Here is a 12,470-nt window from a genome sequence, read left to right as displayed (position 1 = left end):
GCTGCATGTGATGATTAAGCAATACCTGCAAGTAACTAAACCAGGAATTATCTTCGGCAATTTAATTTCTGTCGTTGGGGGATTTCTCCTCGCTTCCAAAGGCGTGATTGATTACCCCCTTTTTCTCGCCACCTTGTTCGGTGTCTCGTTAGTTGTTGCCTCCGGGTGCGTGTTTAACAACTATATCGACCGTGATATCGACCGTATCATGGAGAGAACGAAGAATCGTGTCCTGGTAAAAGGGCTTATCGATCCGAAAGTGAGCCTGATTTATGCTTCAGTGCTGGGTATTGCTGGCATGCTGTTGCTCTATGTCGCCGCCAATCTATTAGCAATGCTGCTGGCAGTCATTGGTTTCGTTATTTATGTTGGGGTTTATAGCCTCTACATGAAGCGGAAATCAGTCTACGGTACGTTGATTGGTAGTTTGTCGGGTGCTGCACCACCGGTGATTGGTTACTGTGCCGTGACCGGGCAGTTCGATATGGGTGCATTGATACTGCTGCTGATCTTCAGCCTGTGGCAAATGCCGCACTCCTATGCCATCGCGATATTCCGCTTTAAGGATTATCAGGCTGCCAACATTCCGGTGCTGCCAGTCATAAAAGGAATATCGGTCACCAAAAACCATATTACCCTTTATATTCTGGCATTTATGGTAGCAACCCTGATGCTGACACTGAGTGGCTATGCCGGTTATAAATACCTGGTTGTCGCTGCTGCGGTGAGTGTCTGGTGGTTAGGCATGGCATTGCGTGGTTACAAGGCAACCAATGATATCGTATGGGCGAGAAAACTCTTTGTCTTCTCCATCATCGCCATCACGTCATTGAGCGTCATGATGTCAGTTGATTTCAATGTTCCTTCCTCGGCAGGATTACTGACTTACGTCGGCTAATATCAAGCTGATGTTGATATAGAGAGTGGCTGGCGGGAAAATACCTGCCAGTCACTTTTTTTGCCCTCCCCTACTTCCCTCCATTTCTCTTTTCGTCTCTTTCGGATTTCACTGGCACCTATAACAGTTAGATTCCTTTAATTCACCGATTGCTCTTATTCGGGTTATTCAGCCTCGAGTTTTGCCTAAAATATCGCCTGTAATACATTCTAAACATCAATAGATTTCCCACTGGCCCTAACATCATTACAATGGCGCAGAATGTTTTTTTGAGGTGGTAATGAACGATAATAAAATGACTCCGCTAGAGCTTCGGGCTACTTGGGGGCTGGGGACAGTATTTTCACTGCGCATGCTGGGCATGTTTATGGTTTTGCCGGTTCTCACCACCTATGGCATGGCACTTTCTGGTGCTAGCGAAGCGCTAATTGGCATTGCGATTGGCATTTACGGCTTGGCTCAAGCCATTTTCCAGATCCCGTTTGGCCTGGTTTCCGATCGCATTGGTCGTAAACCCCTCATTGTCGGTGGCCTGCTGATATTTGCTCTCGGCAGTGTCATTGCCGCACTAAGTGATTCTATTTGGGGCATTATTCTGGGTCGAGCATTACAGGGTTCCGGCGCAATCGCTGCGGCGGTGATGGCGCTGCTGTCAGATCTGACCCGTGAGCAAAACCGTACAAAAGCCATGGCATTTATCGGCGTCAGTTTTGGTGTCACCTTTGCTATCGCAATGGTGCTCGGCCCCATCGTCACCCACGCCTTTGGCCTGCAAGCCCTATTCTGGGCAATTGCCATACTGGCACTGTTAGGCATTGTCATTACGTTAGCCGTAGTACCGGACGCCGATAGCCATGTACTTAACCGTGAATCCAGCATCGTAAAAGGCAGCGTGAGCAAAGTGCTCAACAACAGTCGGCTGCTGAAACTTAATTTTGGCATCATGTGTCTGCATATTTTATTGATGTCTAGCTTTGTGGCCTTACCACAGATTATGGCTAGCGCCGGATTAGCCCCAGCTCAGCACTGGATTGTCTATCTGGTTACCATGCTGGTTTCATTCGCCGCAGTGGTTCCGTTCATTATTTATGCTGAAGTCAAACGCCGGATGAAGCAGGTCTTTATGGGCTGTGTGGCAGTGCTGTTTGCCGCAGAAGTGGTGCTGTGGTCGGCTGGGCAACAATTGTGGGTAATCATTGCTGGCGTGCAGTTATTTTTCATTGCTTTCAATGTGATGGAAGCCATATTGCCGTCATTAATCAGCAAAGAGTCTCCTGCGGGTTATAAAGGGACGGCGATGGGAATTTACTCCACCAGCCAATTTATTGGCGTCGCTATTGGCGGTAGTTTGGGTGGATTGATATTTGGTATGGAAGGGGCAAGTATGGTGTTTGCTGCTGGTGCAGCGATTGCACTGATCTGGTTTGCGGTCAGTGCAACCATGCAGGAGCCGCCTTATGTCAGTAGCCTGCGGATCACATTGTCAGAGTTGGCGGTAAAAGACTCGGCATTGGAAGAGCGGATCAAAGCTCAGCCCGGCGTAACTGAAGCGGTAGTCGTGACTGCAGAACGCAGCGCATACGTCAAAGTGGATACCAAAAAAACCAATCGCAGTCAGCTTGAGCAGTTAGTCAACGCGATATAAACCTAAATCAGGTACAAAATTTTTGTACCTGATTCGGATAATGATAAATCTGGCTAAATATCAGTCGCGGAAGTTATTAAACTGGAATGGCTGACCCAGATCAGCGCCGCGAATCAAAGCCATCACGCCCTGTAAATCATCACGCGCTTTGCCTGTGACCCGAACTTGCTCACCTTGAATCTGCGCCTGAACTTTCAGCTTGCTGTCTTTAATCAGCTTAACCAGCTTCTTGGCCTGCACGCTTTCAATCCCTTGCTTCAGCTTAGCTTCTACACTGTAGGTTTTACCACTGCGATCCATCTCTTCAGGGATCTCCAGTGCCGCACCTTCAATACCACGCTTGGTCAGTTGAGCGCGTAAAATATCCAGCAACTGCTCAACCTGAAAGTCAGACTCACTGACCACTTTGATGCTTTCGTTCTTCTCATTTAACTCAAAACTCGCTGGGACATTACGGAAATCCCAACGGTTTGCCAGATCACGGGTGGCGTTTTCAACGGCGTTACGCACTTCCTGCATATCGATTTCAGATACAATGTCGAAAGATGGCATATTCCCTCCTCCTGATAAGATGAATGGTGAGCATAATAACCGCTTTATCCCCACAGACAAAGCCAAGCCGCTGACAATGGCTCAACTAATCCTCAGTTATCGCCAACCCTGCGTTTAATGGCTAAAAAGTCTATAATCAAAGCATAAGACATAAAAAGAAGAAGTGAGTTTTCCGCTCATACCAAGGAGGTCTCAATGAAAATCACTGTGCTTGGTTGCGGAGCGTTAGGGCAATTATGGCTATCTGCGCTATATCAGCAAGGCCATGATGTACAAGGCTGGCTTCGTGTGCCACAGCCCTTTTGTTCGGTCAATGTCATCACGTTAAATGGCGAGGCATTCAATCAAAATCTCCCAACTAACGATCCAGAGCATTTATCGAAAAGTGAATTACTGCTGGTCTGCTTAAAGGCGTGGCAGGTCTCCAGTGCAGTGACCGCATTGCTACCTAAGCTTAACCCTGAATGTCAGATTTTACTGTTACATAACGGTATGGGAACCCAGGAAGAACTCCCTCGGGATGAGCATATTTTTCTGCACGGTGTGACCACCCATGCTGCGCGTCGTGACGGTAACACGATTGTCCATGTCGCCAGTGGCATTACCCATATTGGCCCGATGTCGCCAGTTGTGATGGACATCAGTCATCTAGCCGATATTCTACATCAGGCACTGCCCGATGTTGCCTGGCATAACGATATTTCATCCGCCTGTTGGCAAAAACTGGCGGTAAATTGCGTGATTAACCCGCTGACTGGCCTGTATAACTGCCGCAATGGTGATTTACAGCGCTATCCAGAGTTGATCAAAAGTTTGTGCGCCGAGGTTGCTAGCGTGATGGAGATGGAGGGCTATCATACCTCAACAGATAACCTGCTCAGTTATGTTAACAATGTCATCCAAAGTACAGCAGATAACATCTCTTCGCTATTGCAGGATTTACGCTGTCAGCGGCATACCGAGATAGATTACATTACCGGCTATTTACTGCGCCGCGCGCGCAGTCACGGCATGACACTGCCTGAAAATACCCGGCTGTATGACTTAATTAAACGTAAGGAAAATGAGTATGAGCGTATCGGCGCTGGTTTGCCTGGCTCCTGGTAGCGAAGAGACCGAAGCAGTTACCACCATTGATGTTCTGGTACGCGCTGGTATTGAGGTCACAACAGCAAGTGTTGCCAGCGATGGCGCATTAGAGATTGTCTGTTCGCGCGGCGTGCGGTTACTGGCTGATACACGTTTAGTGGATGTGGCCGATCAGAAGTTTGATGTGGTTGTCCTTCCCGGTGGTATCAAAGGTGCGGAGTGCTTCCGCGATAGCCCGCTATTGGTCGCCACCGTGCGCCAAACCCATAACGAGGGCCGTCTGGTTGCGGCCATTTGCGCCGCCCCCGCATTGGTGCTTGAGCATCATAATTTGTTCCCGATCGGCAATATGACGGGCTTTCCCGCGCTGAAAGATAAAATCGATGCCACCAAATGGATGGATCAGCGCGTGGTCTATGATCGACGGGTGAATTTAGTCACCAGCCAAGGACCAGGAACCTCCATCGATTTCGCATTGAAAATTGTTTTCCTGCTACTCGGACGAGAAAAAGCCGAAGAGATTGCCTGGCAGCTGGTACTGCCGCCGGGAATTTATAATTATCGGGAATAGCATTAGATGGGTGGGAGAGTAAAAGATTGACCATACCCATGGCATAACCATTTGTAATACGCAGTAGGTAACGGCGACGAGCACTGCGCAAACCCAGAATGGCAAAGCGCAGTAGCCGTTAACCTATAACAATAATCTAAGGCCGATACACTTTCACATTAGTGTAGCCCTGCTCACGCAGATAAAGCGCTTGCAGACGGCTCATCACTCCACGATCACAATACAGCAGGTAAGTCTTGCTCTGATCCAGATCGGCGAACTGCGAGCTTAGCTTATAGAATGGCACAGATTTTACCGTCACCTGATCCAACTTCAGTGGCTTTTCTTCTTGCTCATCCGGCGCACGGATATCCAGCAACACATCGCTATCAGCCAGTTCAGCCACAGTTTCAACTTCTACCAGTTGCTCACGGCTTTGCTCTGCGATTTCACGGATATCGACGTTTTTAGCTTCGCTGACTACGCGATCCAAGATGGAGAAATCAAAGTGAGACTCCTCTTCCTCAATCTTCGCCTTAACTGCTTTCACCGTCGGGCTTTTTGAGATCACGCCGCAATATTCCGGCATGGTTTTAGCAAAATCTTCAGTACCGATCTTCCGCGCCAGATTAATGATGTGCTCTTTATCATGGGAGATAAGCGGACGTAGAATCAGGGTATCCGAGGCATTATCAATTAAGCGCAAGTTGGTCAGTGTTTGGCTGGAAACCTGCCCCAGCGCCTCACCGGTAACCAGTGCCTGAACGCCATAACGTTCTGCAACCTGCGACGCCGCTCGCACCATCATGCGTTTCAGTACCACGCCCATCTGACCGTCTTCGACTTTTTCGAGAATTTCGCCCACGACAGGTTCGAAATCAATCGCGACAAAACGCACCCGGTGGGAGCTACCGAAACGGTTCCACAGGTAATGTGCGACTTGTTTAACCCCAATTTCATGGGCTGAGCCGCCGAGATTGAAGAAGCAGTAGTGCACGCGGCAGCCACGGCGCATCAGCATGTAGCTGGAGACACCCGAGTCAAAACCGCCTGAAATCAGAGATAAAACATCTTCCTGCGTACCAATCGGGAAACCGCCCAGACCTTCGTGACGCGCCTTGATCAGCGTCAGTTTGTCCTGAGCAACTTCCAGATGCACCGTGACCTGCGGATTAGTCAGTTTGACCTTAGCACTTTCAATATGTTGATTTAGACCGCCACCAACATATCGCTCAACATCACCAGACGTAAATTCATGCTTACCACGGCGTTTTACCCGCACACAGAACGTTTTTCCGACCAGCGTCTCGCGATAAGCTTCCAGCGTTTGCTCGAAAATGTTGTGCATATCGGTGTAGCTGCGATCTTCTACTTCAAGGATATGGTGAATCCCCGGTACGCGAGTCAGCGCATCACAAATCTGTGGGCCAAGATTGTCATCTTTGGTGCGGATTTCAATATGATCCCAATGACGAACAACCGCGAGGCTGTCATCCTCAAGGTTTTTCAGTACGTTGCGGATATTGGTGGTGAGAATTTTGATAAAGCGCAATCGCACCGATTGACTCTTAATGGTGATTTCTGGGAATAATTTAATGATAAACTTCATGGCGGTTTTTAGTTGTCTGGTTATGGGGTGATGGCGTTGCTATAGGTAGCAACAGTCAATAGACGTCAGCAAAAAATGCAAGCCGTGGAGTATATCACTATATGATGCCCTGCTGCGTACTAAAACCAGACTTAAACGTCACGATTTCCCCCGCATTATCCGCTAGAATAGCCGATAATAAGTTTTCGCCTGAAAGTTGTTCTCAGCAAGCAGAAAAACGTGACGGGCCATTAAGGTTACGTTTCATAAAAATAGTGAGTCGAATAAAACTATGCCGAAAAAAGCCGCATCACCAGAAACCAAAGCAGCCAGTTTTGAAACATCGCTCAGCGAACTGGAACAGATTGTGACTCGTCTGGAGTCCGGTGAACTCCCACTGGAAGAGGCGCTAAATGAGTTCGAACGTGGCGTACAGTTGGCGCGTCTTGGGCAGCAGACCTTGTTACAAGCCGAACAGCGCGTACAGGTTCTGCTGAGCGACGACGTTGATGCGCCATTAGCCCCTTTCACGCCAGATGCTGAGTAAGTCTTATGTCTAACGCCCACTCATCCACTGATTTTAGCCAGCAACTTGCTTCGCACCAGCAGCGAGTCAATCAGGCGCTACTGGACTTTATCGCCCCTCTGCCCTTTGGTGATAGCGATTTGGTCGAGGCCATGCGTTATGGGGCCGTGTTAGGCGGCAAGCGGCTGCGTCCATATTTGGTGTATGCCACGGGGCAAATGTTTGGCCTGTCGCTGACCACTTTAGACGCCCCTGCGGCGGCAATTGAATGTATCCACGCTTATTCATTGATTCACGATGATTTACCGGCGATGGATAACGATGATTTACGCCGTGGACAGCCCACTTGCCACGTTAAATTTGGTGAGGCCAACGCTATTCTGGCGGGTGATGCGCTGCAAACACTGGCCTTCTCCATTTTGGCCGAAGCGGATATGCCCAATGTGGCAGATAAAGATCGCCTCGCGATGGTGGCTGAATTAGCCCATGCCAGCGGTGTTGCAGGAATGTGTGGTGGTCAGGCGCTGGATCTGGAAGCCGAAGCCCGTCAGATCTCACTGGCTGATCTTGAACAGATTCATCGCCATAAAACCGGTGCTTTGATCCGCGCGGCAGTGCGCCTTGGCGCATTGGCAGCCGGTGCGAGTGGACGCGCTGCATTGCCGTTACTTGACCGTTACGCCGAGGCGATCGGCCTGGCCTTCCAAGTGCAGGACGATATTTTAGACGTTATTGGTGATACAGCTACAATTGGTAAACGTCAGGGATCAGATCAGCAACTTGGGAAAAGCACCTATCCCGCACTTATGGGGCTAGATTGCGCTAAAGCGAAAGCCATGGATCTGTATCAGGAAGCGCTCAGCGCCCTGAATGCCCTTTCAGCACAATCCTATAACATAGCGCCCTTGCAAGCATTAGCCTGCTTTATTATTGAGCGCGATAACTAGAATTATATTGGTCGTTAATAAACGTCTGATATGCCCGAAGCACTTAGAGTTGCAGGTAAATAGCATGCAAATGCCCCTGTAACTTCAAGCTCCAAGGGTATATAACCACTTTTGATATGAGCATCGAATGAGCCTTGATATAGCCAAATACCCGACATTGGCACTTGCGGAGAATCCTGAAGAACTGCGCATGTTGCCAAAAGATAGTCTGCCGAAGTTATGTGATGAACTACGGCAGTATTTGCTCGCGTCTGTCAGTCGTTCCAGTGGGCATTTTGCTTCTGGGCTAGGTGTGGTTGAGCTCACTGTCGCGTTACATTACGTCTACAACACACCTTTTGATCATCTGGTGTGGGACGTCGGCCATCAGGCTTATCCGCATAAAATATTGACCGGCCGCCGTGAACAGATTGGCACTATTCGCCAGAAAGATGGCTTGCATCCGTTCCCTTGGCGCGGTGAGAGTGAATATGATGTGCTTTCTGTCGGCCACTCCTCCACTTCAATCAGTGCGGGTCTGGGCATGGCTGTCGCTGCTGAACGTGAAGGTAAAGGGCGTCGCACCGTGTGTGTCATTGGTGATGGGGCGATTACTGCTGGCATGGCTTTCGAAGCCATGAACCATGCTGGAGATATTCACTCAGACATGCTGGTTATCCTTAATGATAACGAAATGTCTATCTCAGAAAATGTGGGTGGCCTGAACAACCATTTAGCTCAGCTATTATCTGGGAAACTGTACGCCAGCCTACGTGAAGGCGGTAAAAAGGCGCTTTCCGGTTTGCCGCCGATTAAAGATCTGCTGAAACGCACCGAAGAACACCTGAAAGGCATGGTGGTCCCGAGTACATTATTTGAAGAGTTAGGGTTTAATTATATTGGTCCGGTCGATGGCCACGATGTGCAGGCACTGACGCAGACGCTAAAAAATATGCGTGATTTGAAAGGTCCGCAGCTTCTTCATATTATGACCAAAAAAGGCAAAGGCTACGCACCGGCGGAGAAAGATCCTATCGGCTGGCATGCGGTACCCAAATTTGACCCCGCCTCGGGCACCTTACCAAAGAGTCAGGGCGTACTGCCTACTTACTCCAAAATCTTTGGTGAATGGTTATGTGAAACAGCCGCCAAAGACAGCCAGTTGATGGCAGTGACCCCGGCAATGCGCGAGGGCTCAGGGATGGTGCGTTTCTCCCGCGAATATCCGCAGCAATATTTTGATGTGGCGATAGCTGAGCAACACGCCGTGACCTTTGCTGCTGGCCTGGCGATTGGTGGCTATAAGCCGATCGTGGCTATCTACTCGACCTTCCTGCAACGGGCATATGATCAATTGATTCATGATGTTGCCATCCAGAATCTACCGGTTCTGTTTGCGATTGACCGCGGCGGTTTGGTGGGTGCAGATGGTCAAACCCATCAGGGCGCGTTTGATCTCTCATTCATGCGTTGCATTCCAAACATGGTCATCATGACTCCAAGTGATGAGAACGAGTGCCGTCAAATGCTGCACACCGGCTATCACCACAATGGGCCTGCGGCTGTACGCTACCCACGGGGTAATGGTACCGGTGCAGTGCTCGAGCCATTAGAGATCATGCCTATAGGTAAAGGGATCGTGCGTCGCGAAGGTGAAAAGGTTGCCATCTTGTGCTTCGGCACTTTGCTGGCGCAGGCGCAACAAGTGGCCGATAACCTGAATGCCACACTGGTGGACATGCGTTTCGTGAAGCCATTGGATGAGGAGTTGGTTCAGGAGATGGCCGCCAGCCATGAGTTCTTGGTCACAGTGGAAGAGAACGCCATCATGGGCGGTGCAGGCAGTGGGGTCAATGAGCTATTGATGGCAAAACGGCAGTTAGTGCCAGTGCTGAATATCGGCTTACCCGATCATTTCGTTCCGCAAGGTGAGCAAGATGAGATGCGGGCTGAATTTGGTTTAGACGCCGTAGGTATACAGCGCCAAATTGAAGCTTGGCTGGTCTAATAGCATCGTTAAGGCATAACCACTCGGTTATGCCTTAAATAGCTGTTCAATAAAACAAATCTATTGGCCAATAATGCCCGATAACAAAGATAATCGCGGCGGCAATCACCCCAGCAATAATGTCATCGATCATTATCCCCATCCCGCCGTGTACATTACGATCAAACCAGCGAATCGGCCAAGGCTTCCAAATATCAAAAATGCGGAAGGCGACAAAACCGGCAGCAATCCATTGCCAGTCATTCACTGGCAACGCCATCAAGGTGATCCACATCCCGACAAACTCATCCCAGACAATGCTGCCGTGGTCATGAACTTTCATGTCTTTCGCGGTGCGATGGCAGATATAAACGCCAATGCAGATGCTGAACATCACCACCAAGGAGTAAAGCTGCCAAGGTAGCTGAATCAATAACAGCCAAAAGGGGATAGCCGCGATAGATCCCATGGTGCCCGGTGCCCACGGAGACAACCCACTACCAAAACCGGTTGCCAATAAGTGCCAGGGATTAGATAACCGCAAACGGCCTTTGGCTTCATCCATGGGATTTACCCGTTGCGAAGTGATCAAAACCACGAAAATCCAGATCAACCACTTTTCCTTCGCGGAAGAATTTAACCCCTTCCGCTTGTGGCCCGATCTGACCAATGCAAGTATAGCCTGCGCCTGTATGACTGAGTGCAACATCTAATGCACCGCGGTTTATCTCTGGCACAGTGAAGCATAACTCGTAATCCTCGCCACCACTCAATGCCCAGCGCAACGCCTGTTCGGCATCAACTTGATTTTTCAGTGCATCAGAATACGGCAAATGATCTAATTCTATGCGCGCCCCGCAGTGACTGGCTTTCAGGACATGTTGCAGATCAGAAATTAGCCCATCGGAAATATCGATAGCAGAACTGGCGAGTGAGCGCAGCGCCTGTCCTTGTAATACGCGAGGTTGTGGCCGCAAATGGCGGTGAATTAACGCCGCCCGATCAGCTTCATCATCAACACGCAGCTCATTTTGTAAGATAGCCAGACCCGCAGCACTGTCACCCAGAGTACCGGTGACATAAATCCAATCACCAATCCGCGCACCGGCTCGGGTCAATGCCCGCCCTTCCGGTATCAAACCTTGGATAGTCAGCGTTAGACTCAGTGGCCCACGGGTAGTATCACCACCAATCAACTGCATGCCGTAATAATTAAGCTGATCAAATAAGCTGTCACTGAATGATTGCAACCAATCTTCATTGACATTGGGTAGGGTCAAAGCAAGGGATAACCAGGCAGGATCGGCACCCATTGCAGCTAAATCGCTCAGGTTTACCGCTAAAGATTTGTAACCCAGATCGGCGGGATCGATATCCGCAAGGAAGTGAACGCCAGACACCAGTGTATCCGTACTGATGGCTAACAGCTGTTTCTCTGCCACTGTAAGAAGTGCGCAGTCGTCTCCAATACCCAGCTCTACATCCCGGCGATTGCTTCTAAACCGGTCAAAGTAGCGGGCAATGAGGTCAAATTCGCCACATGCCATAATACAATTCCAGAAATGTTAACCGATATATGATTAAGGCCGGTAGCCGGCCTTAATCATACCCTCCGCCCTTGAAATTGCAGTGATGCTACCGCTCTTATTACTCGGCCATCCACGCGCCTCTGCAAGGCCGCTGCAACACCAATGACGTTGGGTAGGTGTAATGATAATGAGATTATTTTTTCTTACGTACTGTCGGAGCAACCTTATCCAGCACTCCATTGACGAACTTATGGCTATCTTCCGCGCCGAAAGTTTTGGCTAGTTCGATCGCTTCATTGATTGCCACTTTATAAGGGACATCGTCACGTTTGCTCAGTTCAAACAGCGCAATACGCAGAACCGCTCTTTCAACCTGACCTAATTCTTCGAGCTGGCGGGAAAGGAATGGTGCCATTAGCGCATCCAGAGATGCGGCGTGAACAGCGACCCCAGACAGCAATTCGCGAAAATAGGAGATGTCGACATCTTTGACATCCTGCTCCGACAGGAACTGTAATTCAACATCAGCGATGTCGTTTTTAGACAACTGCCAAGAGTAAAGCGCTTGAACAGCGCACTCACGAGCGCGGCGACGAGCAGCAGGTTTCACGGAATTCCCCTTAACTTAACTAAATTCAGCCTTTAATAGCTTTGATTACATTAATCATTTCAAGCGCGGTCAGGGCAGCTTCTGCACCTTTATTACCTGCTTTAGTACCGGCACGCTCAATTGCCTGCTCAATACTTTCTGTGGTCAGCACACCGAAAGCTACTGGGATATCACTGTTCATGGCTACATTGGCTAAACCAGAACTTGCTTCACCAGCAACATACTCAAAGTGCGCAGTACCCCCGCGGATCACGGTACCCAGTCCAATTACCGCATCGTAACGATTTGTTTTTGCTAATACATTCGCGACCAACGGCAGCTCATAAGCCCCTGGCACCCAAACAACAGTAATGTTGTCATCGGATACCTGACCAACGCGCTTCAGGGCATCAATTGCACCTTCCAGCAAGCTGTTGTTGATAAAATTATTAAAACGCGCAATCGCAATCGCCACGCGGGCATTAGGAGTAGCAACAACACCTTCGATAACGTTCATAGCTTTCCTCAATATGGGTTCATACCCCGCAGGGGGGCGGATTCTATCATATTCTTTCACGCCCCGCCCCTGCG

Annotated in this window: 13 protein-coding genes; 7 read left to right on the top strand and 6 right to left on the bottom strand. The window is 49.4% G+C overall.

The window, feature by feature from the left end; translation table 11 throughout:
* Positions 1-10 precede the first annotated feature (10 nt).
* Entirely contained in the window at positions 11-898 is an 888-nt protein-coding gene (gene cyoE / locus ACZ76_RS13960; RefSeq protein WP_004873457.1) for a heme o synthase, read from the top strand.
* 280 nt (positions 899-1,178) lie between these two features.
* Positions 1,179-2,543, top strand: coding sequence for an MFS transporter (locus tag ACZ76_RS13955; protein WP_048619461.1), 1,365 nt, complete (start codon positions 1,179-1,181; stop codon positions 2,541-2,543).
* Positions 2,544-2,603: 60 nt separating this feature from the next.
* Here ACZ76_RS13955 and ACZ76_RS13950 read toward each other — a convergent pair whose 3' ends face one another.
* Positions 2,604-3,095, bottom strand: a complete 492-nt coding sequence (locus ACZ76_RS13950) for a YajQ family cyclic di-GMP-binding protein (RefSeq protein ID WP_032897217.1) — start codon at positions 3,093-3,095, stop codon at positions 2,604-2,606.
* A gap of 195 nt (positions 3,096-3,290) precedes the next feature.
* On the opposite strand from ACZ76_RS13950, the gene panE reads away from it, so the two are divergent.
* Both panE and yajL read left to right on the top strand, forming a co-directional pair.
* A complete protein-coding gene (panE, locus tag ACZ76_RS13945; RefSeq protein ID WP_048619459.1) occupies positions 3,291-4,202 on the top strand; it encodes a 2-dehydropantoate 2-reductase in 912 nt (303 codons plus the stop codon).
* Entirely contained in the window at positions 4,165-4,755 is a 591-nt protein-coding gene (yajL, locus tag ACZ76_RS13940) for a protein deglycase YajL (protein ID WP_048619457.1), read from the top strand. The genes panE and yajL overlap by 38 nt, the downstream gene beginning before the upstream one ends.
* A gap of 136 nt (positions 4,756-4,891) precedes the next feature.
* On the opposite strand, the gene thiI is transcribed toward yajL, so the two are convergent.
* Positions 4,892-6,343 (bottom strand): tRNA uracil 4-sulfurtransferase ThiI, encoded by a 1,452-nt coding sequence (gene thiI / locus ACZ76_RS13935; RefSeq protein ID WP_048619456.1) that lies wholly within the window; start codon positions 6,341-6,343, stop codon positions 4,892-4,894.
* A 271-nt stretch (positions 6,344-6,614) separates the two neighbouring features.
* Here thiI and xseB point away from each other — a divergent pair, with 271 nt between their 5' ends.
* The 3 genes from xseB to dxs all read left to right on the top strand — a co-directional run bounded on the left by xseB (position 6,615) and on the right by dxs (position 9,782).
* The gene (gene xseB, locus ACZ76_RS13930) at positions 6,615-6,869 is read left to right on the top strand and encodes an exodeoxyribonuclease VII small subunit (RefSeq protein ID WP_048619455.1); all 255 of its coding nucleotides are present in this window, start codon (positions 6,615-6,617) and stop codon (positions 6,867-6,869) included.
* Between the two features lie 5 nt (positions 6,870-6,874).
* Positions 6,875-7,795, top strand: a complete 921-nt coding sequence (gene ispA, locus ACZ76_RS13925) for a (2E,6E)-farnesyl diphosphate synthase (protein ID WP_048619453.1) — start codon at positions 6,875-6,877, stop codon at positions 7,793-7,795.
* A 127-nt stretch (positions 7,796-7,922) separates the two neighbouring features.
* On the top strand, positions 7,923-9,782 hold the full coding sequence (gene dxs, locus ACZ76_RS13920) for a 1-deoxy-D-xylulose-5-phosphate synthase (RefSeq protein WP_048619452.1): 1,860 nt from the start codon (positions 7,923-7,925) through the stop codon (positions 9,780-9,782).
* Positions 9,783-9,828: 46 nt separating this feature from the next.
* On the opposite strand, the gene pgpA is transcribed toward dxs, so the two are convergent.
* From pgpA to ribH, 4 genes are all read right to left on the bottom strand, one after another.
* The gene (gene pgpA, locus ACZ76_RS13915) at positions 9,829-10,326 is read right to left on the bottom strand and encodes a phosphatidylglycerophosphatase A (RefSeq protein WP_048619451.1); all 498 of its coding nucleotides are present in this window, start codon (positions 10,324-10,326) and stop codon (positions 9,829-9,831) included.
* The gene (thiL, locus tag ACZ76_RS13910; protein WP_048619450.1) at positions 10,319-11,308 is read right to left on the bottom strand and encodes a thiamine-phosphate kinase; all 990 of its coding nucleotides are present in this window, start codon (positions 11,306-11,308) and stop codon (positions 10,319-10,321) included. Before thiL ends, pgpA begins: the two co-directional genes overlap by 8 nt.
* A 175-nt stretch (positions 11,309-11,483) precedes the next feature.
* A complete protein-coding gene (gene nusB / locus ACZ76_RS13905; RefSeq protein ID WP_048619449.1) occupies positions 11,484-11,900 on the bottom strand; it encodes a transcription antitermination factor NusB in 417 nt (138 codons plus the stop codon).
* A 25-nt stretch (positions 11,901-11,925) separates the two neighbouring features.
* Positions 11,926-12,396, bottom strand: coding sequence for a 6,7-dimethyl-8-ribityllumazine synthase (gene ribH / locus ACZ76_RS13900; RefSeq protein ID WP_005272766.1), 471 nt, complete (start codon positions 12,394-12,396; stop codon positions 11,926-11,928).
* Positions 12,397-12,470 lie beyond the last annotated feature (74 nt).

The sequence above is a fragment of the Yersinia aleksiciae genome (assembly GCF_001047675.1).
Taxonomy (GTDB): Bacteria; Pseudomonadota; Gammaproteobacteria; order Enterobacterales; family Enterobacteriaceae; genus Yersinia; species Yersinia aleksiciae.
This window is presented reverse-complemented; position numbering and strand designations above follow the sequence as displayed.